Raw genomic sequence first — 26,504 nt, forward strand, 5'->3', positions numbered from 1 at the left:
CGCTCGATCCGCTCACGGAGTGGCTGCCGCCGCGTCGCGAAGCAAGCGCGTGGCGGTGAGGCGCTCGTCGGCGTCCTCGGCAAGGACCAGCGCCTCCACGGCGCGCTGCGCAGCCAGCGCCTTCTCCCCGGCGCCGAGGAGCAGGCGACCGATCCGCAGGCTGGCCCGCCCCCGCCGCTTCGCGAGGTACGCGGCGTCCAGCAGGTGCAGGAGGGCCTCGTCGCGGCGACCTTCCGACAGGAGGAGCCGTCCTTCCGCGTAGGCCCAGCGCTCGTCGCCCGGGGACTCGCGCCGGAGCGACCTCCAGAGCGCGAGCGCCGCGGCGCGACACCCCTCTCGTTCCAGCGCGAGGGCGAGCGCCGGACCCTCGCAGCCGAGCAGCGGCGCGCGCTCCTCGAGCTCCCGGACCCTTCGACCGGCCGCGGCCGGCGAGGGGCACGCCCCTCCGCCCGCCACCGTCTCCGGGAGCTCTGGCACCCGGGGTGCGCATCGGCGGCCCAGGCGATTCCGTCGCCGGCCAAGCGTCTCGAGCACCGCTCGCAGCCCAGGCTGTCGCGGGTCGAGCTCCAGGGAGCGTGCGAGGTGACGACGCGCCGCACCGAGTCGCCCCTCGTGGGCCTCCAGATAGCCGAGGTTGCGGTGCGCCTCGGCCGAGAGCTCCTCGAGGGCCAGGCTGATCCGCAGCTCGAGGCGTGCCTGCGCCAACCGCCCCGCGCCTCGCAGAGCCAGGGCCCTCAGGCGAAGCCCCTCCGCGCTGCCCCCGCGCAGCAGACCCAGCGCCTCCGCCGGCTTCCCCGCGGCGAGCAGGTCCCGACCGGCCCGCTGCGTGCTGCAGGCGGACGCGCTCGCTGCGAGCACGCCGGCAAGGACCCATCGACGGGTCGGGGTCGCCATCGACGCGCCTCGGTATGCTAGCTGTCGACGACGATGAGGTCGGCCGCGAGGGCTCGCAGGGCCTGGAGGCTCCGTCGCTGCCACGGCACCGCAGTGTCCGACACGAAGCGGATGCGGTAGCGGTGCGCGCTGTTCTCTTCTTCCAGCTCCACGATCCAGCTCACGAAGGCCTTCAGCGAGACAGAGTTCAGGAATTCCACGCGTCGCAGATCGACCGCGACCTCGGTCACCTGCGACCGGAGCGCTTCGGCGTGCAGCCGGCCGAAGAAGGACTGCAGGAAGTCGGGGGATTGGGCCTCGGCGCTCCCCACCATCGTCACCACGACGCTCGGCCCCTGCATGGAGGTCTCGATGTTCAAGGTCCCGTTCGTCACGGAGGGGATCTTCGTCTCGGTGGTCATGCGTCCCTCCTTTCGGCGGAACGCGCGCGGGCGGTGACGTACACCGTCTCGGGCTCTTCGACCCGCACTCGAAGGGTCATCTCGCCTTCGGCCATGATGCGGGCCAGGCCGAGCCCCGAGCCTCCGTCCTTCTTCGCGGCGCGGCGCAGCATCTGTTGGTAGCCCACCATGGGGTCCTCGAAGCGCAGCAGAGCCGCCACGTGCGCCTCGAGCTGGGCAATGGCCTCCGGGGTGGCCCGGTTGCAGACGGTCACCGACACCGTGCGCGTGTCGGCCTCGAAGCTGAGCTCGACGCGCAGAAAGGTGTCCCCGGGCTTGCTGTACTTGACGGCGTTCTCCAGCAGTTCGTGCACCGTCAGCGCTACCCGGCCCACCAGATCGTGCTCGGGAAGGAGCTCCCGCTGATACGCCGCGACGAGTCGACGCACCTGCGGGATGACGTCCCACTGGCAAGTCGAGAAACGCAATTCCAGGCTGGTCGCCTGCTCCCTTGCCGCGCTCATGGCGCCTCCTACGCGTTCGGACGGCCTCCGGCCGCCCCCACCGAGTCCCGCAACCGACGTTGCGCGCGGGATGACACGCCCTGCCCACATGGCGTCAGAATTCCACGCGGGGCCCCTCTCTGTCCATGCCTGAACGGGTTCGAGGTCCCGTGCGGACATGTAGGCGGGGTGAGGTTGGGCCGCCCTTCACGTTTTCCATCGACCGCGGCGGGCGGGCGTTGAGCGTCCGCCCCTTCCCCGCCGCTCAATCGCCAGCGCTTCCGTTCGATGATAAGGAGAGAACTAGGATCCGTCCGAAGGAGACCCTCCGCCCGTGACCGCGACGCAGAACGAAAGCCCCTCCCCTCTGCCGGGCACGAAGCCCGACACGGGAGGCGTGCGCGACGGTGAGACGGAGCTCCCCGTGGCCCCGCCGCTGGACCCGAGCCCCATCTTGGTCCTGCTCGAGGAGTTCGCGCGGGGACAGCCGCCGAGGGAGCTCCTCCGCACCCTCCTCGACGCGTCGGCCTCGCTCGGTGGCGCGACGAGCGCCGCCCTTATGCTCAGTCCCGACCAGCTCGCCGCCCTCTATCCCGAGGACCGCGTCGACCCGCACCGCGTGGAACTCGGGTCACGCGCCTCCCTCGTCTGCGACGGTTTCCAGGGCTCGTCGCCCGCCGCCGAGGCGGGACCGATCGTGATCCCATCGGTGGACGGCGCGCTCCTCCTGCACGGCCCGTCGGTGCGGGAGCTCTCCGCCCCGCTCGCTGCCACCCTGCAGCTCCTCGCCCACCTGGCCATGGGGATCTGCCGCGGCGCGGTCACGCTCGACGAGGCCAACCTGCGTGCGCTGATGTTCGAGCAGACGCGGAAGCAGCTTCGGGAACGTAACGACCTCCTTCGGGACCTCTCCATCGTCGACGACCTGACGGGCCTCTTCAACCGCCGCCACTTCGAGCGCAGCCTGGCGTACGAGATCGGTCGCTTCAATCGCTACCGACAGCCCCTCGGGCTGGCGATCCTGGACCTCGACCACTTCAAGTCCATCAACGATACCCACGGGCACGACGCGGGAGACGAGGTGCTGCGGACGGTGGCGCGCGCCATCCAGTCCATCGTGCGCGCCCCCGATATCGCCTGCCGCTACGGTGGAGAGGAGTTCGCCATCCTGCTCCCCCACACGGGGATCGAAGGGGCCGCGCGCGCGGCCGAGCGCCTTCGGCGAGCGGTCGCGGAGCTCACCGTGATCCTGTCCCCGGACTGCGCGATCGGGGTCACGCTCTCCGCAGGCGTTGCGTCGGCAGACAGCCCCGCCACCGGCGAAGCCCTGGTGCGAGAGGCCGACCGGGCCCTGTATCAAGCCAAGGCCGGTGGAAGGAATCGCGTGGTCGCAGCCGGCACGCCTGACGACTCATCCTCCGGCGCGGCGCGGCACTCCTAGACGGTCGAGCTCGGCCATGACCTGCTTGAGATCCTCCCACACCGGTCGCTTGCCCTCGGGATTGCGCAGGAGGTAGGCCGGGTGAAACGTGGGCATCACGGGGATCCCGCCGAAGCTCGTCCAGCGCCCTCGTAGCCGCGAAATCGCCTCGGAGGTGCCGAGCAGCGCTCGTGCGGCCACGCTGCCGAGCGCCACGATCGCCCGCGGGCCGATGGCGTCGATCTGCGCCCGGAGGAAGGGCTCGCACGCGGCAATCTCCGCCGGCTCCGGGTTGCGGTTCCCCGGGGGGCGGCACTTCACGATGTTCGCGATGTAAACCTCCTCGCGGGCGAGACCCATCGCCTGGATCATGCGCGTGAGGAGCTGGCCCGCCGCCCCCACGAACGGCTCCCCCTGAAGGTCTTCGTCGCGCCCGGGGCCCTCGCCGACGAACATCAGCGCGGCGCCGGGGTTCCCCGTGCCGAAGACGATCTGCGTGCGCCCCTGGGCGAGGTCGCAGCGCTGGCAGTCGCCGAGGCTCGCGCGCACTGCCGCGAGCCGTCCCGCGTGGTCGTCGACCGAGGAGGACGAAGGTTGCAGCACCTCCGCCTGAACCGCCTCCGCGGGAGAGGGTCGCGGCGTGGGCGCTGCGGTCGCCTCCGGCCCCGGGGCTAGCCGCGGACTCGCCGAGGCTCCCACTCCCGCGAGGCCGTGGGCCTGGCGCCACGCGAGCTGCCGGCGCAGGTCTCCCACCAGCCTCGCGAGCTCCTCTCGCACGTCGCCGCTCTCGCCCATGCGTCCGACCTATCTCGCCAGTCCGCGGACGACGCGGTCCAGGATCCGCGCGGCCAGCTGGCGCTTCTCGAGCAGCGCCATAACCTCGCGAAGGCCTTCCCTCCCGAGGATGACCGCCTGGTTCGTCTCGCTCTCGAAGCCTGACCCGGGTTGAAGGACGTCGTTCGCCACCAGGAGGTCGCACCCCTTGGCCGCCAGCTTGGCCGACGCGTAGGCCTCGAGCTCGGGTCCCGTCTCCGCCGCGAACCCGACCAGCAGGGGACGCCGCCCCTCCCGCGCGCCGAGCTCACCCAGGATATCCGTCGTCGGCTCGAGCGAGAGGGTCCAGCTCGACCCCACGTCCTTCTTCTTGACCTTGCGTTCGGCCCGCTCGACTGGGCGGAAGTCCGCCACGGCCGCCGCCATGATCACGGCGTCGGCTCCCGCGGCGTGGTGGAAAACGGCCCGCGCCATCTCCGCCGCACTCTCGACCTCCACGCGCTGAACGCCGTAGGGGGTCGGGAGCGACGACGGCCCGGCGACGAGCACGACCTCCGCCCCGCGGGCCGAGGCCTCCGCTGCGAGGGCGAATCCCATGCGCCCCGAGGACCGGTTCCCCAGGTAGCGCACGGGATCGAGCGGCTCCCGCGTCCCACCGGCGGAGACCAGGATCCGGCGTCCGCGAAGGTCGTCGCCAGCCAGGCATGCCCCCACCGCCTGCAGGATCTCCTCGGGCTCGGCCATCCGCCCGGGTCCCGTGTGTCCGCACGCCATCTCCCCACGGCTCGGGCCGACGAAACGGTGGCCCCTGCGGACGAGCGTCTCGACGTTGGCCTGCGTGGCCGGGTGCTCCCACATGCGCACGTTCATCGCGGGGGCGAGGAGCACGGGGCCGGCGTACGCCAGATAGACTGTCCCGACGAGGTCCCCCGCGAGTCCGTGGGCGAGTCTCGCCAGCAGATCGGCGGTTGTCGGCGCGCACACCAGAAGCTCCGCCTCGTCGGCGAGCCGTATGTGGCCGATCTGCGATTCCTGCTGCGGGTCGAAGAGTCCCGTGGCCACCTGACGCCCGGAGAGGGCGGCGAAGGTGGCCTCTCCGACGAACGCGCGCGCGGCGTCGGTCATCATGACCTGCACCGCGCCACCGCAGCGGACGAGGAGGCGACAGAGTTCCGCCGCCTTGTAGGCCGCGACCCCTCCGGACACGGCGAGGAGCACCCGGCGACCGGTCAGGTCGGGCTTCAGGAAGCTCTCCACGTCAGGACCTCCCGGGCGACGGGCCGCGCGTGGCGCGGTCGCAGTAGATGTGTTCCACGTCGATCTGCCGGAATCGACCGTAGTGCAGCCGCATCTCGGCCAGCTCGTCCACCAAACGGGCGTCGAGTTTCCCCTGCCGCGCCCGTTCGGCGACGAGCCCCCGGACGCACGCCTCGGCCGCCCGCGGGTGGAAGAAAACGGTGGGCCCCAGCGCCACGCGCCCCTCGAGCGGGACGAGCCGCGCCTCGCATATCTCGCCCGCATCGAGGCCAACGACGTCGTCGGGACACGAGACGAACCACCGTCCCCCGCGCACGAGGTCGAGCACGAAACGCCCTCCCCGGTGGGACCCCGTGACCTGCAGCAGCGTCCGATAGCTGCGCGCCAGCCGCGCCAGCAGCCTGCGCTCCTCCCCGAGCTCGGATGCCTCCGACGCCTCCGCGGCCAGCACGCGCCAGGCCGGCGGCGCTCCTCCCCCGAGCGGTCGCTCGAGCACATACCATTCGAGGAAGGTCGCCATGTGCAGCGAAAAGATGTCGTCGTCGTCGAAGATCCGCCCGCGTCGGGCGTCGTACTCCTGCCGCGCACCGCGGATCTCCTCCTCCCACGGGGGCTCCGCGAAGCGTGCGGCCACTCGGTCGATCTGGGCCGAGAGCGCCGCGGCGAGTTCGCGGCCCGCCTCCATCACCGCGGCCCCACGCACGTCGTGCCGTCGAAGACCACCCTCCCGCCTACCACCGTGGTCTTCGTGCGCCCGCGTAGAGTCTGCCCGGCGAACGGCGTGTTGCGCCCCTTGGAGTGGAAGCGGGTTGGGTCGACCACCCAGCTCTCCTCGGTGTCAACCACTGCGAGATCGGCGAGCGCCCCGACCCGGAGCGTGCCGGCCGGCAGGCCCACCACACGCGCCGGACTCGAGGTCATGAGAGCGACGAGCCGCGGCAGGCTGATCACCTCTCTCCGCCAGAGCTCCAGGCTGAGCGCGAGCCCCGTCTCCAGGCCGGAGATCCCGCAGGCCGCGAGGCCGAACTCGACGAGCTTCTCCAGTTCCGAGTGCGGCGCGTGGTCGGTGGCTATCGCGTCCACCGTGCCGTCGGCAATCGCCTCTAGGACCGCGTCCACGTGATCGCGCCCGCGAAGCGGCGGGTTCACCTTCGTCGCAGTGTCGAAGCCCCGGCACGCCTCGTCGGTGAGGGTGAAGTGGTGCGGCGCGACCTCGCACGATACGGGCAAGCCGCGGGCCTTCGCCGCCCGGACCAGCCGCGCCGAACCCGCCGTGGAGAGGTGCGCCACGTGGTAACGGGCCCCCGTCAGCTCCACGAGCTCCAGGTCTCGGGCCACGATCGCCGACTCGGCCTGCGCCGGCTGGGCCGTCAGTCCGATCACCGTCGAGACGTGGCCCTCGTGCATGCTCCCGCGCGCCGAGAGGTTGTGATCCTCGCAGTGCTGGATGACCGGCAGGTCGAAGGTCGCGGCGTACTCCATCGCGCGGCGCATGAGGCCGGCGTCCATCACGCAGCGGCCGTCGTCGCTCACGGCCACCGCGCCCCCCTCCTTCAGGTCGGCGTACTCGCAGAGGCTCTTCCCCTCGAGTCCCCGACTGATCGCGGCGACGGGGTGCACCCGAGCCAAGCCGACCTCTCTCGCGCGGTTGACGATCAGCTCCGTCACCGCCCGCGTATCGTTCGCCGGGCGCGTGTTGGGCATGCAGCAGACGGTGGTGAAGCCGCCGGCCACCGCCGCCCGCGTCCCCGATGCCACGTCCTCCTTGTACTCCTCCCCCGGCTCGCGTAGGTGGACGTGCAGGTCCACGAGACCAGGAAGCACGAGGCGGTTCCGGGCATCGATCACCCGCTCGGCCCCGGCGATGCCACGGTCGATGCGCGCGATCCGGCCCCCCTCGATCATCACGTCGGCTTCGCGGTCCAGATCCTGCGAGGGGTCCACTACGCGTCCGCCTCGAATGAGCAACGACATATCTGCCTCGACGAGCTAGTCGACGCCATCGTAGCCGAAAACGGCCGGGGCGTCCCCCGCGGTCACGGCACCGGCGCCTGGAGGGGGACCCAGGAGCGCGACTGACGCACCTGCGCTATCGCCTGGATCGGGGAGGTGAGCGTGAACGGGAAGTCCCGCCGCTGTGCTCCGGCGCGCACCGCGACGACCCCGGCAGCCGCGGGGCTCGCTCCCGGGTGCCCCGATGCGACCTCGATCCGGTAGATGCCGTCCTGCAAGGTGGCCAGGCGCAGCACCTCGGGTGTCGAGCCGTCCACGCTGTCCGCGAGTACGGTTCCACTCCGGAGCACGAAGAGCGGGGTGATCCGCTGCCCGGACGGCGTCACGATCGCCAGGTCCAGATCCTGCCCCACCTTCCACGTGGCGCTCACGACGAGCGTCCCGGAGGGGAGGGCCGGGGCGCCCCCGCCCTCTTCCTCGTCAGCTTCGTCGAGCAGCCGTTCGACGCGGGGGTCCACGCCGTCGTCTGGGGGAGACCAGCCGAGGGCGCGCCCCAGGAGCCGGGACGCTTCCGTCCGAGAGAGCCGCCGCGCCACGAGGCAGCGCGCGAGCTCCGTGCGCGCCGCTGCCTGCTGCGGCTGCAGCGCCAGGACGGACCAGCGGTGAGAGCAGCTCCGCCCGAGGTCTCCCTTGCGGCGATACATCTCGGCCAGCGCCCGTTGCAGCCGATGACTGCTCGGGTGGAGCTCCGCGAGCGACGCGTAGGTACGGAGGGCGCGCGGTTGGTCGAGCGCGGCCGCCTCGCTCTCGGCCAGCGCGCGCACCGCCTCGGCCCCCGAGCCATCGATCTCGGCCCAGCTCCGCGCGTGGCGCAGCGCCTCCTCGTACCGGCCGAGCCGGACGAGCTGACGGTGGTAGGCCAAGCGCAGGGAGCGCCGCAGGGGCTGGGCCGTGACCGCCCGACGCAAGCGCACCTCCTCCGGGCTCGGAGCGACTCCCCCGACCGGGGCTTGCTCCACGCGCAGCGTGACTACCGGCCGGCGGGGGCGGCTCCCTCCACTCTCCTGCGCCGCCGCAGCCGCGCCGGAGACCTCCCCGCCCAGGCGCCCTGCGAGGTCCGGTGGCTCCTCGAAGGGCGTCTCCTCTCCGTCGGGATCTCCGGCACCATCCCGCTCCTCTCCCCCGGGGCGACGTCGCGCGTCGGTCCCACCGAGCCCGCGCTCTCGTCGGCGCGCCGCGAGCACCTCCCGATGCTGCCGCTCGTTCTCGACGATCACCACGGCCGTGGCCCGGCTCGGCACCTGGTAGGCCCGGCTTGCGCGCACGATCTCCGGCCGGTTGTGCGCGTAGTCGTCCGCCGCGAGCGCCTCGACGTAGTGCTGGGCCCAGAGGCGTGCCCCGAGGCGCGCCGACCGTCGCCCGCCCGCCTCGCTCCCCAGACGCATAGTGAACGTTTTATCTAGAACCTCCTCTCCTATTGTGCCGCGGACCCGCACCTGCAGGTCCCCCGGGGAGGAGTAGCGCCCGACCAGCAGCACTTCACCCCCGGATGGCACCGCCGGGAGCTGTTCCGGGAAGACGCGGTGCACCGGCACGCCGTGGAAGCTCACCTCGACGCCGCGCAGCGCGGGGCGATAGTGCGTGGCCAGCAGGTCGAAGATCCGGTTGGGCACATCGTCCCCCGGTCCCAGCCGGTGCAGCGTTCCACCGAGTCGACGCGTCGCCTCCCGGAGCCAGGCATCGCCCTCCTCGGGGCCGATGCGCAGCGCGCTGAGCGTCGCACCGTGGGGTGTCAGCGCATCGAGCACCCATTGAGCCAGCGGTCCGTCGCGGAGCTCCCCCGCGCTGGGTCGGCCGTCCCCCAGATAGATGACGTGCGTCGGGGTGCTCCGGCCGCGGATCGCCGCCGCCACGGCGACGAAGGCCTCCTGCAGGTCTGTCGCACCGGCGGGACCCACCGATCGAATGAAGGCCAGCGCGTCCCGCCGCGCCTGGGCCGTGGGATGGCGGAAACCGCGCGCCCAACCCCGGCACCGGGCATCGCACGCGAGAACCGCGAAGCGGCTTCGGAGGTCCATCTCCGCCAGTAGGGCCTGCAGGGCCGCGACCTGCAGGGCCCACCCCTGCTTCCCCGTGCTGTAGGAGCTGTCCATCAGCAGGAGGTAGTCCCGCCTCACCGGCGCCCCCGCCGCGGGGATCTGCGGGCGCAGGGCGGCCACGAAATACCCGCCCCGGTCCCCACAGGGGTCCCCCCGCTGCGTTGCTTCTCCCTCCCCCTCCTTGCGCGGAAGAGCGCAGCCGCCGCGCCGTCCCCCCTCGGGTTCCTGCACGAGCAACTCCAGCTCGGGGCCCTTCCTCGCGGTCTCGAAGTTCACGACGACGCTGGCGGTGGGGAGGAAGGCCCTCGCGGCGTAGCGCAGGTGGACCTGGTCTCCCTTGCGCTCGGTGCTCACGGCGTAGAGCGGCGTCGCAACCGCCCCGATCCCACGCCGGTGCCTGAGCTCGACGTCGACCGAAAAATAGCCGATCGAGCCGCCCGCGCCCCGCTCCGCAGCGAACGGATAGACGTACTCGTAGCGCTCGTGCACCCCTCTCAGCGCCTCGGTGTAGACCAGGAGCACGCGCCGGAATGCCCGGGGAGCGACGGGCAGGATTCTGACCTTGACGCTCCGGTGGTGCGCCGCCCCCTGACGGAACGGTACGCGCGGACGGATGGTGTCCTCCAGAGCATGGCGCTGGCCCGGCCGGACGCGTCGCCGCTCGATCAACTCGCCCTCCTCGAGGCGCGCCCCCACCTGAACGGCCACCCGAGCCAGGGTCGCACCCCCGGGAAGTGGAAAACGGAGGCTTCCTTCTAGAACGTTAGAAGAATTGTTATAGTACGTTTGTTCTAGTTCGGTCGTGGCCATGGAGTCTGCGATGCGCACGCGCACCACCTGGGAGGCTAGCTGTAGGGCGTGTGGCCGCCCGTGCCGCGCCACGCGCGCCGTCAGCGATCCGATCCCCGGACGAAGCTGCTGCGCGGAGGGGTGCATGGCTCCCCCCTCGCGCGCCCACCGCGTCGCACCGGCGAGGTCCTCGCTCGGTCGGATCCGAGGCGCCTCTTCGCGCCGCATCTCGGCCACCTCGCCAGCGCCCACCTCGACCCGTCCTCGCGCATTCGCGGCCTCGGCCACTCCCCGGGCCACCTCGAGGCGGGTGGAGCCTGCGGCGACGCGCAGATCGAGCTTGCTGCCGTGCGCGACCACCTGGCCCGCATGGGTCTTGAAAGTGACCGGCCGCCCGCCGCCGGGAAGGATCTCAGCCCAGAGCTCCCCCGAACGGACCTGCAGCGCGTTCGCTCCCTCGAGCAGCAGCTCACTCCCTTCGTTCACATGGAGCAGCGTACCGTCCGACATGACTACCTGGACCCGTACGCCGCGCGCCGTGCGGAGGAGCGTTCCGCTCGGGAGGGGGAGCGCCGGCCTCAGGGCTTGCCAGGCCGCGCCGGGGAGCTTCACCCCCTGCGCGTGCCCGCTGCGCGGCCCCACCGCGACGACCCGCAGGACCTCCGCCACGCCCTTCTGCCGGGAGAGCTCACGCGCCGCCCGGCGGCCCGCACCGCACCCGGCCACGAGCGGAACGAGGAGGAGGCCCACCAGGGCAGCGCGAGCGACGGACATGGCTGGTAGAGAGTAAGGCACAGGCCCCGTGGCGGGTCCAGCGCGCCAGCGGCCGCTCTACTCGACGGGGGGGCTCCCCGAGAGGAGGTAGAGGACGGCCATGCGCACGGCCACCCCGTAGCTGACCTGCTCCAGGATGACCGACCGCGGACCATCGGCCACGTCGGGGGCTAGCTCGACACCCCGGTTGATCGGCCCTGGGTGCATGACGATCGCCTGGGGGTGGCTGACCTCGAGCAGGCGCTGCGTGAGCCCGAAGGTGCGGGCGTACTCGCGCGCGGTCGGAAAGAGGCTCTGCTGCTGCAGACGTTCGGCCTGGATGCGGAGCATCATGATTACGTCGGCGCCTTCGAGCGCCTCGACGAGCGTGCGGCACACGCGCACTCCGGGGCCCTCGACCCCGGGGGGGAGCATCGTCCGGGGGCCGGCGAGACGCACGCGGGCCCCGAGCTTGCCGAGGGCCGCCAGGTTCGACCGCGCGACACGGCTGTGGGCGATGTCGCCGACGATGGCCACCTCGAGCCCCTCGACTCTCCCCTTCTGCCGGCGAATGGTCGCGCAATCGAGCAGCGCCTGGGTAGGGTGCGCGTGAGAGCCGTCGCCGGCATTCACGACGGCCACGTCCAGGTGACGGGCGATGAAGTGCGGCGCGCCCGCCTCGCTGTGTCGCATGATCAGGATCTCCGGCCGCATCGCTTCCAGATTGCGCACCGTGTCCAGCAGCGTCTCCCCCTTGACCGCGCTCGAGGCGGAGGCCGTGATGTTGAGGGTGTCGGCACTGAGGCGCTTCGCGGCGATCTCGAAGCTCGTCCGCGTGCGCGTGCTCGGCTCGACGAAGTAGGTGACGACCGTCCGCCCGCGGAGCGTCGGGACCTTCTTGATCGGCCGTTCCGAGATGTCGAGGAATCGGTCGGACAGATCGAGGATGGAGACGATCTCCTCGCGGGTCAGACTGCTGATGTCCAGAAGGTGTCGTTGCCGGAAGGTCATGCGCCGGGCTCCGCCTCCATCTCGAGAAGCACAACCTGATCCACGTGGCCACGCTCCGAGAGCCGCACCTTCACCGTCTGGAACGGCTCCGTCTCCACCCGGAGTCCCACGTAGTCTGCCTGGACCGGCAGCTCGCGCAGCCCGCGGTCGACGAGGACGGCCAGTCGCACCCGGCGAGGTCGTCCGTAGTCGTTGAGCGCATCCAGCGCTGCGCGCACCGTGCGACCGGTATACAGCACGTCGTCCACCAGCACGACCTTCCGGGCAGACAGGCGAAACGGCAGCTCCGTGGGACCTATCTCGGGTCGCGGCAGGCCCGCGAAGAGGTCGTCCCGGTAGAGCGTGATGTCGACCGCACCCACGGGCACCTGCTCGCCTTCGGCCTCCTCGATGAGTCGTGCCAGCCGTTCGGCCAGGTGGACCCCGCCGGTCCGGATGCCGACCAGCACGAGGTCCAGCACTCCTCCCTCGCGCTCGACGATCTCGTGGGCCAGACGACGCATCACCCGAGCCAAGGTCGCGTCGTCCATGAGCTGGCGCTTCTCGAGGATCGTCGTCATGCGCTCTCCGCGGCGCGTAACCTATGTCCCGGCCGGAGACGGGTCAACGGGATTCGAGGCACCCCGACAGCGCGCGGCCCCGTGCCCTCCGCCGCGGGCGTTGCACGGCTTTTCGTGCGGCCGTATTCTGGGAACGTGGTCACTGCGGCGGCGGTCATCATCGGGGACGAGATCCTTTCCGGGAAGGTGCGCGACACCAACGGACACCGTCTCATCGACCTCCTGCGGAGCGTGGGGGTGGAGCTCTGCCGCATCACCACGATCGGCGACGATCCGGCCCAGATCGCCGAGGAGGTCGGGCGCTGCGCGGCGCGCTACGACTACGTCTTCACCTCCGGCGGGATTGGTCCCACCCACGACGACCGCACGATGGAAGGGATCGCGCAGGCCTTCTCCGTCGGACTGGTGCGGCACCCGCGCCTGGAGAGCCTAGTCCGGCACTACCTCGGCGAACGCGTGGCCGAGGCCGCCTTCAAGATGGCGGAGGTCCCCGAGGGGACGCGACTCCTCGGGGACGGGCCGGTGCCCGCCTTGACCTTCCGGAATATCTTCATCCTCCCCGGCATACCCCAGTTCTTCGTCGCCCAGCTCGAGCTCGTGCGGAGCCTCTTCAGCGGCAAGTCGCCGACGCTCCACCGCCTCTACCTGCGCGCCGAGGAGTGCGACATCGCCGAGCTCCTTGGGCGCGTCCAGCGCGACCTGCCCAGCGTGAAGATCGGCAGTTATCCCCGCTTCGGCGACCCGAGCTACAGCGTCCTCGTGACCGTGGAAGGGAGCGACGCGGGGCAGGTGCAGACGGCGCTGACCGAGCTCATCACCCGCCTCCCCGAGGACCGGCTCCTGCGCGTCGAGTCCGGCGAGGAGTGATCGCTCCACCGGCACTGTAGTTCCTGAAATTGCAGGGACCTTCCTCCCTGCCATCGATTCGCCACATTCTCGCCGCCAACTCTCCTCGGACCTTCCCCGCGCAGGTCATTCGAGGCGCCTAGGCTCGTAGTGGCATGCGACGCCTGATCTCCTCCATCGATCCTCTCCTCGTCGGCTCTCTCGGCGCTCTCGCGCTGCTCCACGCCCCCGCGATCCGGTGGCTCGTGGGAACCTGGACCGACGAGAGCTATCAATCCTGGGGCTTTCTTCCGCTCCTCCTCGCTCTGGCCCAGCTTCGCCACCTCGGCCCGCGCCGCGCGGAGGCCAGCGCACCGCACCTCCGCGGACTCCTCCTCGTGGCGGCCACGACCCTCCTCGTGGCCCGCCTGGAGCTAAACGTCCTCTTAGCGGCCCTGGCGCTGCTCAGCCTGCAGCTCTGGGTCGCCGCCTATTTCGTCGAGCGGGGCCGATGGTACCTCCACCCTCGCCTCTGGCTCGGCCTCCTCTCGCTGCCCGCCGTCTACTGGGGGAACGCGCTCGTGGGCCACCGCCTCCAGGAGCTCGCCTCGCAGGGCGCCGCCACGATCTTGCGGCTCTACGGCCTGCCGCTCCGGCGACACGGCGCGGAGCTGAGCCTTGGCGAGACCACCCTCGTGGTGGATGCCAGCTGCAGCGGGATCCGCCTACTCTACGTGGGCCTGCTGCTCGGGCTGCTCACCCTGCCTTCGCTCCGGAGCCGCACGCGGCAGCTCCTCGGCTGGATGGGACTCCTCGTCGCGCTCGTCGGGGCCAACACCATGCGCGTCGTGGGCCTGGCCGCAGCGCAGCTCCACCTCGGTCGGCCTCTCGGCGACGCCGCCCACCAGAGCCTCGGCCTCGTGGCTTTCGTGGTGGTCGCCGCCCCGTTGCTCGTGCTGCTCCGGGAGCGACAGCCATCGCCCTCGTGCTCAGTTTCCACCGAGGGCTCCGCATGAGCGCCCGCACCGCCACTCTTGGCCTCCTCCTGGCTGCGCTCCTGCGTCCGCTAACCGCCGCCCCATCCAGGCCGGCCCTCGCTCCTGACGCAGGGCTCGCCCTCCCCGGGACGCTCTTCGGCGCGCCGGGCTCGCCCCTCTCGCTGAGCAAGGCCGAGGCCGCGCTCGTCGCGCGTCGTGGAGCGCGCATCCTCCGGCGAGCCTACGGGGCGACCCAGGTGGCCGCCGTCACCGTGCGAGGCGGTCTCAGAGAACACCACCCGCCGACGGCTTGCCTGCAGGCGGACGGCTTCACCGTCCTCGCCAGTCGCGAGAGGAAGACAGCCCACGGGTGCGCCACGGAGCTGACGTTGCGGCGGGGCTCGGAGGTGCGCGCGTTTCTGTACACCTATGACGACGGACGCCGCGCCGTCTGCAGCTACGCGGCCCGCACCATCCGTGCCCTCGGGCAGGCCCTGCTGGGGCGCGAGCGCACCTGGTCCACCGTCCAGATCCTCGACTCGGGTCCCGCCCGGGCCGAAGCCGCGCTCGCCGAACTGATGCACCACCGCCGAAGGAGACCCGAATAATGGACGCTACACCCCCTGTCCCCGCTTCCCCCGTTTCGCGGCACGCACCACCTCACCCCTTCCGGGCAGCGCCCTGGTACGACCCACGCGTCGAGCACCGCCCGTGCGCCTGCCCGAAGTGCGCCGCGACCGTGCGCCCGCGGCGAGGACGCCCCCTGCTGCGGGTGCTCGCGCTCCTCGCGGGAGGGGTCGCCCTCCCCACCTTCGCCTGGCTCTGCAACACCGCCCTCGGGGTGGTCGAGCTCGGCGGCATCGGAACGGTCGCGCTCTTCGCCACCGTCGCCTCCGCGCTGGCTCACCTCTTCTTCGCCCCGCGGCGCCCGCACCCCGACGGCCCCGGCTCGGTCGACCAGCTGCCAGGACCGACCTGGGCCCGCATCACGCTCCTTCTCGGTGCGCTCTTCAGCCTCCTCTTCTGGGGCTACCTGGCGCTCCTCTTCGTGCCGCTCATCCCCCTCTCGCTGCTGGCCATCATCTGGCTCGGCCTGGGTCTGGCCGGCCTCGCCCCCTACGGCGCGTTCGCCGTGGCTCTCGTGCACGTCCTTCGCGACCTCCGCGGCCTCCGCGAGCGCCTCCGTCGCCCGACGCGCGTCCTCCTCGTGGTGGTCCCCCTCGTGCTGCCCGTGGCCGCCGCCGCGCTCTCCGCCCTTCACGCCTCGGCCGCACGCCTTGGCCTCGACCGGACCGTGACCGCGCTCGTCGCCCTTCCGCCGCATTCGACCGAGCGCCTCCAGGCGGTCGCGGAGCTCCGGGTCGCGCCCGCCCTGCTCGTGGACGCGTACTTCCGCGCGGAAGGGGTCCCCGACCGGCAGGCCGCCATCGCCGACGCGTATCTTCGCCTCACCGACGAGACGCTCCACGAACCCGTGCGGCAGCGGGCGCGTCACCGTCGCGAGGCGCTCGTTCGTCCCTGGTGGTTCCTCGACCTTGGTTCGCCCTCCAGCGGTCCCTTTGGCCGCGGAGCCCTTCCCTTCCCCCTCGGAGGACTGCGATGAAAACGCTCGCCCATCTCTCGTTGGCGCTCGTCCTGGTCCTTCCGGGCGCAGCGCGGGCTCAGAGGTTCGGCCTCGTCCCCGCCGGAGCGGAGGATTCGCTCCCGCTCGTGCGGCACGATCTGACGGTCCGCGTCGTCCACCCGACCGTCGAGACCGTATTGACGCAAGAGTTCCAGAATCCACATGCTACCCCTCTAGAAACGACGTTCTATTACCCCGTCCCGCACGGGGCCGTGGTGACGAGCCTCGCCCTCTGGGTCAACGGGGTCCGGCGGGAGGCGCGGGTCCTCGAACGTCAGCGCGCCCGCGAGATCTACCAGGGGATCGTGAACCAGCGCCGCGACCCGGCCCTGGTCGAGCGCCTCTCCAGCACCCTCTTCCGCATTCGCATCTTTCCCGTGTTGCCGCGCTCACGGCAGCGCATCGAGCTGACCTTCGCCCAGCCGGTGGAGCTCCTCGGCCGCGGTCGCTATCGCGTGGCCCTCGCGCCGCCCCCGGGCCCCCCGATCCACGTCCTGCGGCTGGGCGTGCACCTGTCGGCCCCCTTTGCGATGAGCCCGCCCCGGCTCACCGGCTTCGCCGGCCAGCTCCTGGCGCGCGAACGGGCGTGGGCGCTGCCGCTCGGGGCGGCCGCCCATTCGTTCCGCGGGCCGATCGTCCTCGACTACGCGCGCTCCGGACCCGCCCTCCTCGGCTCCCTCGTCGTCGCGCGGGAGAAGGAACGCTCCGTGTTCCTGGCGGAGCTGCCGCTCGCCCCAGCCGCCCCTGCGCGCGAACGGTGGGCGTTGCTCGTGGACGTATCGCGCTCGATGGGGGCTGAGGGAGCCAGACCGCTGCACGCCGCCGCGGACGCCTGGCTGACCCTGGTTCCCGACGGAGACCGGCTCGCGATGGGCGCCTTCGAGGTCCTGCTCCGTGAGCCACTCGGCTTCACCGTCATAACCGGTGCGACCCGTACGGCCGCCCGCGAACGCCGCGTGGCGTGGCGCCCCCGCGGGGGCTCGGCCTTCGCCCCCGCCGTGCGGGCAGCGCGTCTGGCCGGGGCCTCCCACGTCGTCCTCGTGACCGACGGTGGCACTCGCTTCCATCAGGCGGAGCTGGAAGCGCTCCTCCGCGAGCTGGCGGATCGACCGGGCCCGCGCATCTCCATCTTCGCGTCGGCGGGGGCCCCCTCCGAGGAGTCGCTGCGTTCGCTCACCCGGCTGACCGGCGGTCTTTACCGCGCGCTCGACGCCCGGAGCTCGCCCGAGGCTGCAGCTCGGGACCTTCTCTCCCACCGTCCGCCGCCGGCGATCCGGTCGCGCGCTGGCTCCCGCTTGAGTCTCCTCGGGCAGGGACCCGACGCGCTGCTCGTGTCCGGCTCGACCACGGGGGACGACCCGGCCCCTCTCTCCGGAGCGACCCATGACGGGCGCCCGCTTTCCCAGGCACTGGTCGGCACCCCGTGGCCGACGACCTCTCGGGCCGTCGGAGCCCTCTACGCCCACGGTCGGATCCACGAGCTGATGGAGCGCGTGGCGCTCTTCGGCGAGGAGCCGCCGGTCGTGGACGAGATCATCGCCCTCTCGAAAGCGCACGGCGTGTCCAGCGAGTACACGGCCCTCCTCGCCACCGAGACGGATGCCGACTACGACCGCGCGACCTCGGGGCGCAGGTGGCAGCGTCAGGTCCCCGCGGCTCACGACGGCCTGCCGCAAACCACCTTCCACTCCACCCCCGAGCCTCACGAGGTCGCCCTGCTCGCGCTCGCCCTCTTCGGACTGGCCTACGCCCGGCGGCGCGGGTGGCTGGCTCGGCGCGCGTGAGGCTTGGGCGCTTGCTTCGAGCCGCCCCCACGCGTGATCATGGGGCCTCGCGAGGTGGCATGGCCCGCATCCTGGTAGCCGACGACGACCCCCATATCCGCGAGGTGGTGGAATACGCCCTCGCCCGGGACGGCCACGAGATAACCCTAGCGGTCGGGGGCCTGGCGGCGCTCTCCCTGGCCCAGGATCCCGCTCGCGCCTTCGAGCTGCTCGTCCTCGACATCATGATGCCGGACCTCGACGGACTCGAGGTCTGCCGTCGCCTGCGCGCCACGAGCGAGCTGCCGATCATCTTCTTGACCTCGAGAGGGGACGAGGTGGATCGCATCGTAGGTCTCGAGCTCGGCGCCGACGACTACCTGGCCAAGCCCTTCTCCCCGCGGGAGCTGGTCGCGCGGGCCAGAGCCATCCTCAGGCGCGGCGCGCGGCAGGCCCCCGCGCCGGCGTCGCTCCTTCGCCACGGGCCGATCGCGCTCGACCCCGCGGCCCACGAGGTGACTTGCCACGGGGAGCTCGTGCCGCTCACCGCGACGGAGTTCGCTCTGCTAGAGGCCCTCCTGCGACGCCCCGGGCAGGTCCTGACCCGCGAGGTGCTGGTCGGCGAGGTCTACCGTTACGACCACCACATCACGGAGCGGACCATCGACACCCACGTGCGCCGCATCCGCAGCAAGTTCCGTCGCGCGGGCCACGAACCGATCGAGACCGTGCACGGCGTCGGGTACAAGGCACGCAAACCCGCGACCACCCCGTGACAGAAGCCCCCCCGCCCTCCCGGGCCCGCCGCCTGCTTCGCGTCGTCGCACGCCAGGCGGTACGCTTGCGGACGCGCCTCCTCCTCGTGAACCTGCTCGTCGTGCTGATACCGGCGGTGGGACTCGAATGGGCGCGGACCTACGAGCGCGAGGGGCTGCGAGCGCTCGAGACCGACATGCTGCATCAGGCGCAGCTCCTGCGCACGCTCCTCGAGCACCTCCCGCCCGCCGACGGCGCCCTCCCCTTTCGCACGGTCGCCCCGGCTCTCGCCGTGGCGGCGCAGCGCACGCGATTGCGCTTGCGCCTCGTGGACCGAATGGGGCGCGTCACGGCGGATTCGCACGAGCAGGGCCCCCCCGAGGGTGCCGAGCCCGCGGTGCCGCGTCTCCTCGGCCGGAGCTCCCAGCCCACGCGGCACCACACCGCCACAGATCCCGGGCCGATCGCGGAGCGGGTGGAGATCCGGCAGGCCCTCGCAGGGCGCCTCGGCACGGCCACGCGCGTTCACCAGCGCATTGGCCGGGTCTTCCTCTTCCTCGCGCTCCCCGTGAGGCAGGGCAGCGCCGTCGCCGGCGCGGTCTACGTCACCCGCTCCACCGTGCCGGTCCTGCAGAGTCTGTACCGTCTCCGGCGGCAGCTCGTGACCGTGCTCGTCGTGGCGCTCGGCCTGAGCTCGCTGCTCTCGCTCTTCCTCGCCGCCACGATCTCGGGGCCCATCGCGCGTCTGAACGACGCCGCCGGAAGGCTCGCCCGCGGCGACCGCACGGCAGTGCTGCAGCTCCGGCGCGGGGACGAGATCGGTCAGCTCTCCCGCTCGGTAGATACGCTGGTCAGGCAGCTCGACCACCGGGCCACCTATGTCGCCGAGTTTGCGGCCAACATCTCGCACGAGCTCAAGACGCCCCTGGCCTCGATCCGCGGCGCCGCCGAGCTCCTCCTGGACGGCGCGGCCGAGGACGCCTCGGCCCGCGAACGCTTTCTCAGGATGATCGCCTCGGACGTGGAGCGCCTCGACCGCCTCGTCTCGCGGGTGCTCGAGCTCTCCCGGATCGAGGCCCCCACGGCGGAGCGCGAGGGGCTGGACCTCTCGGCGCTGGTCCGCGAGGTCGCCTCGGCCTTCCCCCGCTGCCCGCTCGAGCTCGTCGTCCCCGACGCTCTGCCGTACCGCGGCCACCGGGCGCAGCTCGTCTCGGCCCTCACCGCGCTCGTGGAGAACGCGGTGCGCCACAGCCCCGCCGACGCCCCGGTGGTGGTGGCCTTGCGCCGCGCCGGGAGCCGGGTGGAGCTGTCGGTGCAGGACCACGGACAGGGGATCGCCGACGACCAACAGACGCGCATCTTTGACCGCTTCTTCACCACCCGGGCCGCAGAGGGGGGCACGGGCCTGGGGCTGGCCATCGTCGCCGCCGTGGCGGAGGGTCACGGAGGAGCGGTCCGACTGACGAGCGCCCCCGGCGCCGGGGCCTGTTTCACCGTGGAGCTCCCCGCGCCGGACTGAGCGACGCCTCGACCCATCCGGTGGCCTGCTCGTCCCTTGTCAGCCTCTCTCCCCGCTGTCTATACTCCCGGGCGCCGGTGCACATCCCACGCGGCGGTGACGGAGGCTGAGATGATTTTCGCCAAGATCGGCAAGTCGATACGCGCGCAGTTCAACAAGCTGGCGAACTGGTTCTGGACCAAAGACCCCATTGCCCAGATGCAGTACGAGTACGACAAGGCGGTCGAGGAGATGAAGCAGGGGCGCCAGGGCCTCGAGCAGTATCGAGGGCTCGTCGAGCGCGTCCAGCGGCAGGTGGCCTCCGAGGAGAAGCAGACGCGGGAGCTGGAGGCGAAGATCAGGGCCTACCTCAAGGCCGGAGACCGCAAGACCGCCGGCCAGCTCGCGATCCAGCTCCAGAAGGTCCAGCAGGACCTGGCGGAAAACCGCGAGCAGCTCGTGATGCACGAGAAGGCCTACGGGAACAACCTCGAGAAGATCAAGCACGCCACCAAGAAGCTGGCCGACGTGCGCGAGAAGATCACGCGCTACGAGGCCGACCTGAAGATGTCCCAGGCCGAGGCGGAGATGGCCCAGCTCTCGCAGTCCTTCGACTTCAACGTGACCACCGACTTCGGCCAGCTCGAGCAGGTGATCCAGGAAAAGATCGACCTCAACCGCGCCAAGGTGCGCGTGGCGGCCGACCTCTCCGGCGAGGGGGTCGAGCAGATCCAGGCCGAGAAGGCCATGGAAGAGAACATGGCCGAGGACCTGCTCTCCCAGTTCGAGGTCGAGATGGGCCTGAAGACGGCCGAGACCGCCGGCATCCAGGCGGGGCCGAAGAGCCTCGGCCCGATCGGCACCGAGGCGGCAGAGACCTCCACCACCGTCGAGAAACAGGTCGAAAAGGCCTAGGGACACCCCCTGAAGGGCCACGACTGGACCGTTCGATCGTCACCTGTAGCTCGCGCGATTCTTCGCAGGTCGAAGTAGTCCCAATGGTTGCTCGGCGCCGACGCGTTGCGCGCGCGACGCCAAAGGAGAGTCGAGATGGCTGGAAGACCCAAACCTGCGTTCTTCATCCTGGTGGGGCTCGTGGTGCTCGGGCTCGTCGCCTTCGCCCTCTATCGCATGGGGATCCTCGCTCCGAAGGGGACCGAGGCGGGCTCCGGGAGCGGCGCGATCAGCAAGGAGGACCTGGAGAAGATCAAGAAGGGCGGCGGAACGGGCACCGGCGTCGAGGCCCCGGATCAGTCCGCGCCGACCACGACCAAGGAATACAAGTTCGTCCCCGAGGCGAAGCTCCCCCCCGTCAAGGGGGTCTCGAGCTACGAGAAGCTCAAGGACAACACGGTCCGCTTCGCGCTGAACGTCTGGGCCGGCTGGGCCCCCATCATCTGGGCCAACGGCGGGCTGAAGGCCGGCAAGGTCTGGAAGGGGCCGAAGGATACGGAGTTCAAGGTCGAGCTGGTGCTGATCGACGACCCGGTCAAGATGCGTGACGCCTACGCCGCCGGCAAGCTCCACGTGGGCTGGAGCACCGTGGACATGATCCCCCTCTTCCTCGAGGAGCTCCGCAAGGACTCCCGCATCATGCCTCGCGTCTACCAGCAGATCGACTGGTCGAACGGCGGAGACGGCATCGTAGCCCGCGGGGTGCAGAACGTGAACGAGCTGCGCGGCAAGTCGATCGCGCTGGCCCTCAACTCCCCGTCGGAGTTCTTCCTGCTAAACGCGCTCATCAACGCGGGCGTGCAGCCGGGTGAAGTGACCTTCAAGGGGACAGGTGACGCCTTCCAGGCTGCCGCCGCCTTCAACAGCGACAAGAGCATCGCGGCGTGCGTCTCGTGGGCCCCCGACATCTACAATCTCGCCAAGGCCAAGGGGAACAAGCTCATCGTCTCGACCGCCACGGCCAACAAGCTCATCGCCGACGTCTGGTTCGCCCGCGCCGACTTCGCCAAGGACCACCCCGAGATCATCGAAGGGCTGGTCCGCACCGTCTTCGACGCGATGGAAGAGGTGAAGCAGCCCGCGAACAAGCAGAAGGTCGCGGCCCTCCTCGCCAAGGCCTACAGCATCCCCGCCACCGACGCGATGAACATGCTCGCCGACGCCCACAACACGAACTACGCCGAGAACCGCGAGTTCTTCATGAATCAGAACAACCCCACTAATTTCGAGCGCACCTGGGAGACGGCCTACTACCTCTACAAGCGCCGCGGGAAGGTCACCGACCAGACGGCCTTCGATCAGGTAATGGACTTCTCGGTGCTGAAGAAGCTCGGGGCGATCCCCAAGTACGCCAACCAGAAGAACGAGTACGACGTCAAATTCACGCCCAAGAGCGTCACGTCGATCAAGGCCGAGTCGGGCGAGATCCTGACCAAGACGGTGGTCATCCACTTCTTCCCGAACTCCTTCGACCTGGACAAGAAGGTGGCGCGGCAGATCGGCGACAAGACCGCCGAGGAGCTCTACGACCCGAACGTGCCCCTCGTGCTGGAGGAGATCGGGAAGCTCGCCGGACAGTACGGCGCCGCGCGGATCGTGATCGAAGGGCACACCGACGCGTCCATGAAGGGGCACGTCCCCTTCGACGGCGTGCGGCAGCTTTCGGAGCACCGGGCCAACGCGGTGAAAGAGGCCCTCTTGAAGAAGTTCAAGACGCTCCAGCCGAACCAGTTCGCAGCGGAGGGGGCGGGCTGGAATCGCCCAGCGGACCCCAACGACCCGGCCAACCACGCCAAGAACCGCCGTGTCGAGGTCAAGGTCTTCCCGATGGAAGCCCAGTAGCCGGAGCGAGCCCGCGTCGTGGCCGACCCTACCCCTCCCACTGCCTCCCCGCGCTCGGCGCCGGGTGCTCTCCGCCGCCCTCCCTCGCTCGCGGCGCGCGCCCTCGCCGGCTCGGCGTGTCTCGGGGTCATCTTCCTCGTCTGGTGGTGGGCCACCCGCGGCGCCGCCGAGGAACGGCTGATCTCGCCCGCCACCCTCGGTTCTCCGTCCGAGGTCTTCGGGTCCTTCAAGTCCCTCTGGTTCGATCGCGCCCTCACCCGGCACACGGCGGCGAGCGTCTGGCGCGTGATGCAGGGCTTCGGGCTCGCCGTACTGATCGGGGTACCGCTCGGGATCCTGGCCGGCTGCTTCCCTCTCCTCGGTGCCTTCTTGGCCCCGCTCAACCTCTTCGGCCGGAACGTCCCCGTCGCCGCGCTGATCCCCCTCACCATGCTCTGGTTCGGCATCGACGAGCTGCAGAAGGTGATGTTCATCTTCATCGCCTCGGTGGCCTTCGTCCTCTCCGACGCGATGCAGAACGTGATCAACGTCGAGCAGAAGTACGTCGACACCGCCTACACGCTGGGCGCCAGCCGGCGGCAGGTCATCTTCAAGGTCCTGCTCCCCATGGCCCTGCCGGACATCTTCAACTCGCTGCGCCTGCTCTTCGGCGTGGGGTTCGGCTACATCATCCTGGCCGAGGTGGTGAACATGGACCGGGGCCTCGGCACGCTCATCACCGTCTCCGAGCGGCGCGGCCCGCGCGAGCACGTCTACCTCTGCCTGATCGTCATCACGCTGGTGGCTTACGCCATCGATCGCCTGATCTATCGGCTCGGGTTTCTCCTCTTCCCGCACCGGAGGCGCAGCTCGTGACCGCAGACCCACCCGTCGCAACGGCAGCACCCCCGAGCGCCCCCCCGGCTGATGCCACCCCGCGTGCCCCCGTCGCGCGCCCCGCCGTCGTGCGCTTCGAGAACGTGGCCAAGGTCTACGGCGAGGGGACCGTCCGCGAGGCGACGGCGATCCGGGACGTCACCTTCGTGGTCGAGGATCGCGAGGACAAGGGAGAGATCGTGTGCATGCTGGGGCCCTCGGGCTGCGGCAAGTCGACGATCCTGCGCATCATCGCCGGACTCGCCCCCCAGTTTCCGCCCACCCGCGGGAAGGTCGAGATCTTCGGCGGACCGATCCTCGGGCCGGGCGCGGACCGCGGGATGGTCTTCCAGTCCTACACCGCCTTCGACCACCGGTCGGTGCTCGAGAACATCAGCTTCGGCCTCGAATGTCGCGGGGTCTCTCGGCGCGAACGCGAGGCCGAGGCGCGCCGCTGGATCGAGAAGGTGGGCCTCTCCGTGGCGCGCGACGCGAGCAAGTTCCCCCACGAACTTTCGGGCGGGATGCAGCAGCGCGTGGCCATCGCGCGCACGCTGATCCTGAAGCCGCGCATCATCTTGATGGACGAGCCCTTCGGAGCGCTCGACCCGCTGATGCGGCTGCAGATGCAGGACCTCCTCATCGAGCTCTGGCGCGAGCAGCAGGCCACCATCTTCTTCGTCACTCACAGCATCGAGGAAGCGGTCTTCCTCGGAGATCGCGCCTATTTGGTCTCGCCCGCGCCGGGCCGTATCCTGAAGGAAGTGCCGCTCCCTCCCCCCGACCGCCCGGCCATGGAGATGCACCGCGACGCGGCCTTCCAGGAGCGCGTGTTCCAGCTGCGCGAGGACGTGCACAAGCTCGAGAGCAAACAGAGCCATGGCTAGTCCAGGGGTGAAACGCGCGGGGTTCTGGCAGTACGTCAAGCGAGCCTTCGTCCAGCACTGGAACCTCCTCGCCTTCGGGGCCGGCGTTGCCGCAGGGGCGCTCTCCGGACACGCCGACGTGGTGATTCCGCTCGTGGCGGCGAGCGAGATGGTGTACCTGGCGGGCCTCGCCTCCCACCCGCGCTTTCAGGCCGCGGTCGACGCCTCGACGCACCAGGCGGCCAAGGCCGAGGCCAAGGCCACCGTGACCGAGCCCGCGCTGCAGCGCATCTTCGTCACCCTGGATCCGCGCTCCCGCGCCCGGTTCGAGGAGCTCCGGAAGCGCTGCCGCGAGCTCAGGCAGCTCGCCCTGGGCCCCGCGGCTGCCGAAGGCCCCGCCGAGGTGGCGAGCCTGCACCTCGAAGGGATCAACCGGCTGCTCTGGGTTTTTCTGAAGCTGCTCTATTCCAAGCACGCCCTCGAGCGCTTCCTCGCCACCACCGACGAGAAGGAGATCCGGGAGAGCATCGCCGACCTCGAGAATCGCCTCGAATCGCTCGGGCCCGTGGCCGAGGACACGCCGGCCGAGGTGCGTAATCGACGGTCGCTCGTGGACACGCTCGCGAGCGCCAACCTGCGCCTCGACAACCTGGCCCGCGCGCGCGAGAACCACGAGTTCATCCTGATCGAGCTGGAACGCATCGATTCGAAGATCACGAGCATCGCCGAGCTGGCCGTGAACCGGCAGGACCCGAACTTCGTGACCACCGAGGTGGACGGCGTGGCGGCCACGATGGAGCAGACCGAGCGGGCCATGACAGACCTGCAGCTCGTCTCGGGGATCGACCAGGCGACCGCCCCTCCACCCTCTTTCCTCGACGAGAAGCTGGACGTGCAGTAGGAGGGGGCGGCGGGCTACTTCCCGCGTCGGTCGATCGCCCGGGCGGGCCGGCCGAAGAGATAGCCCTGCAGGAGGTCGGCGCCGCATTCGACGAGCACGTCCCGCTCCTCGGGTAGCTCGATCCCCTCCGCCACCACCCGGCAGCCGAGGTCCCCGCAGAGAGCGATCATCGAGCGGACCACCTTCTGCTTGGTGGGCTCGCGGTGGATGTTGCGCACGAGCGACATGTCGATCTTCACCACCTCGGGTTCGAGCTGCGCGAAGGTCGAGAGCCCCGAGTAGCCCGCACCCAGGTCGTCCACCGCCAGGCGGTAGCCAAAGGAGCGCAGCCGGGCCAGCGAGGGTTTGAGCCCGGCGATGTCCTCGAGCGCCACGCGCTCCGTGACCTCGAGGACCACGCGGTCCGCGTGCTCGAAGAGGGGACACTCCCGCGCGAGCAGGTGCGGCGACCCGAGCTCCCGCGGATGCAGGTTCACGAAGATCTGCGTCGGAGCCGGCACGTCGGCGATCCGCTGCGCCACGAGGCCGCGCACGGCGCTCCCCAGCCGGTCGAGCGCGCCGAGGCGCTCCGCCGCCTCGAGGACCGCGCCCGGGCTGGACATGGTCCACTCCTCGCTGCGCATCAGCGCCTCGTACGCGAAGACGTCGCCTCTGGACCACGACACGATCGGCTGAAAGGCCATCCACAGCTGCGAGAGGGCGCGAACGAAGCCCGCCTCGAGCCCGGCCCGGTCGGCCACCTGGATCCCTTGCGCCCCCTGCAGCGCCTGGAACTCGCGCTTCAGCATCGCCATGCGGCGCAGGCGCACGGCACGCTCGGCGGTTGCCCGGAGCGCCGAGAGATCGACGGGCTTCACGAGGTACTGGAGCGCGCCGTATTCGACGGCCTGGATGGCGCTGTCCACGGTGGGGCCCGCGGTCATGAGCACCACGGGGAGGTCCAGGCTGCGCGACCGCACCTCGCGCAGGAGCTGGAGCCCGTCCATCCCGGGCATGCTGATGTCGCTGATCACGGCGTCGAAGGTGCCCGCGTCGAGGACTTCCACCGCCGCGGCCCCCTCGGCGGCGCAGGTCACCGCGTAACCGGCCCGGGAGAGACACCGTTCGTAGGCCCGTAGCACGCCGACGTCATCGTCCACGAGCAAGATGGCCCCTGGGTCTGACCCGCCCCCCCCTCCTCCCCCCTCGGCTGTCCCGGTCGACTCGTCTGTGACCATCCAGGCAGGGTAGCACAACGGCGCCGCGAGCGA

Annotated in this window: 23 protein-coding genes; 13 read left to right on the plus strand and 10 right to left on the minus strand. The window is 70.8% G+C overall.

Going from position 1 to position 26,504, the window contains the following annotated elements; all coding sequences use genetic code 11:
* Positions 1-12: 12 nt before the first annotated feature.
* Genes IT371_17445 through IT371_17455 form a run of 3 tightly spaced genes read right to left on the minus strand, consistent with a single transcriptional unit; the run spans position 13 to position 1,798 of the window.
* Positions 13-894 carry a hypothetical protein gene (locus IT371_17445; protein MCC6749453.1) on the minus strand — a complete coding sequence of 294 codons (882 nt, stop codon included), beginning with the start codon at positions 892-894 and terminating at the stop codon, positions 13-15.
* A 17-nt stretch (positions 895-911) separates the two neighbouring features.
* On the minus strand, positions 912-1,295 hold the full coding sequence (locus tag IT371_17450; GenBank protein ID MCC6749454.1) for a hypothetical protein: 384 nt from the start codon (positions 1,293-1,295) through the stop codon (positions 912-914).
* Positions 1,292-1,798: an ATP-binding protein gene (locus tag IT371_17455; GenBank protein MCC6749455.1), complete on the minus strand. Its 507-nt coding sequence runs from the start codon at positions 1,796-1,798 to the stop codon at positions 1,292-1,294. The genes IT371_17450 and IT371_17455 overlap by 4 nt, the downstream gene beginning before the upstream one ends.
* Before the next feature lie 313 nt (positions 1,799-2,111).
* Between IT371_17455 and IT371_17460 the strand changes: the two genes are divergently transcribed.
* Entirely contained in the window at positions 2,112-3,218 is a 1,107-nt protein-coding gene (locus IT371_17460) for a GGDEF domain-containing protein (protein MCC6749456.1), read from the plus strand.
* Here IT371_17460 and IT371_17465 read toward each other — a convergent pair.
* The 6 genes from IT371_17465 to pyrR all read right to left on the minus strand — a co-directional run bounded on the left by IT371_17465 (position 3,189) and on the right by pyrR (position 12,393).
* Entirely contained in the window at positions 3,189-3,992 is an 804-nt protein-coding gene (locus IT371_17465; protein MCC6749457.1) for a uracil-DNA glycosylase, read from the minus strand. The genes IT371_17460 and IT371_17465 overlap by 30 nt on opposite strands.
* A 9-nt stretch (positions 3,993-4,001) precedes the next feature.
* Entirely contained in the window at positions 4,002-5,492 is a 1,491-nt protein-coding gene (gene coaBC, locus IT371_17470) for a bifunctional phosphopantothenoylcysteine decarboxylase/phosphopantothenate--cysteine ligase CoaBC (protein ID MCC6749458.1), read from the minus strand.
* A gap of 420 nt (positions 5,493-5,912) precedes the next feature.
* On the minus strand, positions 5,913-7,202 hold the full coding sequence (locus IT371_17475; protein MCC6749459.1) for a dihydroorotase: 1,290 nt from the start codon (positions 7,200-7,202) through the stop codon (positions 5,913-5,915).
* Positions 7,203-7,264: 62 nt separating this feature from the next.
* On the minus strand, positions 7,265-10,843 hold the full coding sequence (locus IT371_17480; GenBank protein ID MCC6749460.1) for a FecR domain-containing protein: 3,579 nt from the start codon (positions 10,841-10,843) through the stop codon (positions 7,265-7,267).
* A gap of 57 nt (positions 10,844-10,900) precedes the next feature.
* Positions 10,901-11,833, minus strand: coding sequence for an aspartate carbamoyltransferase catalytic subunit (locus IT371_17485; protein MCC6749461.1), 933 nt, complete (start codon positions 11,831-11,833; stop codon positions 10,901-10,903).
* Entirely contained in the window at positions 11,830-12,393 is a 564-nt protein-coding gene (gene pyrR / locus IT371_17490; protein MCC6749462.1) for a bifunctional pyr operon transcriptional regulator/uracil phosphoribosyltransferase PyrR, read from the minus strand. Before pyrR ends, IT371_17485 begins: the two co-directional genes overlap by 4 nt.
* Positions 12,394-12,507: 114 nt before the next feature.
* On the opposite strand from pyrR, the gene IT371_17495 reads away from it, so the two are divergent.
* The 12 genes from IT371_17495 (at position 12,508) to IT371_17550 (ending at position 25,254) form a co-directional block, all read left to right on the plus strand.
* The gene (locus IT371_17495) at positions 12,508-13,260 is read left to right on the plus strand and encodes a competence/damage-inducible protein A (protein ID MCC6749463.1); all 753 of its coding nucleotides are present in this window, start codon (positions 12,508-12,510) and stop codon (positions 13,258-13,260) included.
* Between the two features lie 134 nt (positions 13,261-13,394).
* Positions 13,395-14,234 (plus strand): exosortase/archaeosortase family protein, encoded by an 840-nt coding sequence (locus IT371_17500; GenBank protein MCC6749464.1) that lies wholly within the window; start codon positions 13,395-13,397, stop codon positions 14,232-14,234.
* Positions 14,231-14,803 carry an exosortase-associated EpsI family protein gene (locus IT371_17505; protein MCC6749465.1) on the plus strand — a complete coding sequence of 191 codons (573 nt, stop codon included), beginning with the start codon at positions 14,231-14,233 and terminating at the stop codon, positions 14,801-14,803. Before IT371_17500 ends, IT371_17505 begins: the two co-directional genes overlap by 4 nt.
* Positions 14,804-14,934: 131 nt before the next feature.
* Positions 14,935-15,798: a hypothetical protein gene (locus IT371_17510; protein MCC6749466.1), complete on the plus strand. Its 864-nt coding sequence runs from the start codon at positions 14,935-14,937 to the stop codon at positions 15,796-15,798.
* Positions 15,795-17,603, plus strand: coding sequence for a hypothetical protein (locus tag IT371_17515; GenBank protein MCC6749467.1), 1,809 nt, complete (start codon positions 15,795-15,797; stop codon positions 17,601-17,603). Before IT371_17510 ends, IT371_17515 begins: the two co-directional genes overlap by 4 nt.
* 59 nt (positions 17,604-17,662) lie before the next feature.
* Complete coding sequence (locus IT371_17520; protein MCC6749468.1) at positions 17,663-18,358, plus strand: response regulator transcription factor; 696 nt, start codon at positions 17,663-17,665, stop codon at positions 18,356-18,358.
* Positions 18,355-19,857, plus strand: coding sequence for a HAMP domain-containing histidine kinase (locus tag IT371_17525; protein MCC6749469.1), 1,503 nt, complete (start codon positions 18,355-18,357; stop codon positions 19,855-19,857). The genes IT371_17520 and IT371_17525 overlap by 4 nt, the downstream gene beginning before the upstream one ends.
* 111 nt (positions 19,858-19,968) lie before the next feature.
* Complete coding sequence (locus IT371_17530; protein MCC6749470.1) at positions 19,969-20,751, plus strand: PspA/IM30 family protein; 783 nt, start codon at positions 19,969-19,971, stop codon at positions 20,749-20,751.
* Positions 20,752-20,886: 135 nt separating this feature from the next.
* Complete coding sequence (locus IT371_17535) at positions 20,887-22,632, plus strand: OmpA family protein (protein MCC6749471.1); 1,746 nt, start codon at positions 20,887-20,889, stop codon at positions 22,630-22,632.
* An 18-nt stretch (positions 22,633-22,650) separates the two neighbouring features.
* Entirely contained in the window at positions 22,651-23,487 is an 837-nt protein-coding gene (locus IT371_17540; GenBank protein MCC6749472.1) for an ABC transporter permease, read from the plus strand.
* On the plus strand, positions 23,484-24,374 hold the full coding sequence (locus tag IT371_17545; GenBank protein MCC6749473.1) for an ABC transporter ATP-binding protein: 891 nt from the start codon (positions 23,484-23,486) through the stop codon (positions 24,372-24,374). Before IT371_17540 ends, IT371_17545 begins: the two co-directional genes overlap by 4 nt.
* On the plus strand, positions 24,367-25,254 hold the full coding sequence (locus IT371_17550) for a hypothetical protein (protein MCC6749474.1): 888 nt from the start codon (positions 24,367-24,369) through the stop codon (positions 25,252-25,254). Before IT371_17545 ends, IT371_17550 begins: the two co-directional genes overlap by 8 nt.
* A gap of 14 nt (positions 25,255-25,268) precedes the next feature.
* Here the strand turns inward: IT371_17550 and IT371_17555 are convergent, their stop codons facing one another.
* Entirely contained in the window at positions 25,269-26,375 is a 1,107-nt protein-coding gene (locus tag IT371_17555) for an EAL domain-containing protein (protein ID MCC6749475.1), read from the minus strand.
* Between the last annotated feature and the right edge of the window lie 129 nt (positions 26,376-26,504).

The sequence above is a fragment of the Deltaproteobacteria bacterium genome (assembly GCA_020848905.1).
Classification (GTDB): domain Bacteria; phylum Myxococcota_A; class Polyangia.

What these genes read in the sequence shown, in the direction of transcription:
- IT371_17445 (MCC6749453.1), bottom strand. Translation starts at nt 894, where the DNA reads ATGGCGACCCCGACCCGTCGATGGGTCCTTGCCGGCGTGCTCGCAGCG.
- IT371_17450 (MCC6749454.1), bottom strand. Translation starts at nt 1,295, where the DNA reads ATGACCACCGAGACGAAGATCCCCTCCGTGACGAACGGGACCTTGAAC.
- IT371_17455 (MCC6749455.1), bottom strand. Translation starts at nt 1,798, where the DNA reads ATGAGCGCGGCAAGGGAGCAGGCGACCAGCCTGGAATTGCGTTTCTCG.
- IT371_17465 (MCC6749457.1), bottom strand. Translation starts at nt 3,992, where the DNA reads ATGGGCGAGAGCGGCGACGTGCGAGAGGAGCTCGCGAGGCTGGTGGGA.
- coaBC (MCC6749458.1), bottom strand. Translation starts at nt 5,492, where the DNA reads ATGCGGGCGAGATATGCGAGGCGCGGCTCGTCCCGCTCGAGGGGCGCG.
- IT371_17475 (MCC6749459.1), bottom strand. Translation starts at nt 7,202, where the DNA reads ATGTCGTTGCTCATTCGAGGCGGACGCGTAGTGGACCCCTCGCAGGAT.
- IT371_17480 (MCC6749460.1), bottom strand. Translation starts at nt 10,843, where the DNA reads ATGTCCGTCGCTCGCGCTGCCCTGGTGGGCCTCCTCCTCGTTCCGCTC.
- IT371_17485 (MCC6749461.1), bottom strand. Translation starts at nt 11,833, where the DNA reads ATGACCTTCCGGCAACGACACCTTCTGGACATCAGCAGTCTGACCCGC.
- pyrR (MCC6749462.1), bottom strand. Translation starts at nt 12,393, where the DNA reads ATGACGACGATCCTCGAGAAGCGCCAGCTCATGGACGACGCGACCTTG.
- IT371_17500 (MCC6749464.1), top strand. Translation starts at nt 13,395, where the DNA reads ATGCGACGCCTGATCTCCTCCATCGATCCTCTCCTCGTCGGCTCTCTC.
- IT371_17505 (MCC6749465.1), top strand. Translation starts at nt 14,231, where the DNA reads ATGAGCGCCCGCACCGCCACTCTTGGCCTCCTCCTGGCTGCGCTCCTG.
- IT371_17515 (MCC6749467.1), top strand. Translation starts at nt 15,795, where the DNA reads ATGAAAACGCTCGCCCATCTCTCGTTGGCGCTCGTCCTGGTCCTTCCG.
- IT371_17520 (MCC6749468.1), top strand. Translation starts at nt 17,663, where the DNA reads ATGGCCCGCATCCTGGTAGCCGACGACGACCCCCATATCCGCGAGGTG.
- IT371_17530 (MCC6749470.1), top strand. Translation starts at nt 19,969, where the DNA reads ATGATTTTCGCCAAGATCGGCAAGTCGATACGCGCGCAGTTCAACAAG.
- IT371_17535 (MCC6749471.1), top strand. Translation starts at nt 20,887, where the DNA reads ATGGCTGGAAGACCCAAACCTGCGTTCTTCATCCTGGTGGGGCTCGTG.
- IT371_17550 (MCC6749474.1), top strand. Translation starts at nt 24,367, where the DNA reads ATGGCTAGTCCAGGGGTGAAACGCGCGGGGTTCTGGCAGTACGTCAAG.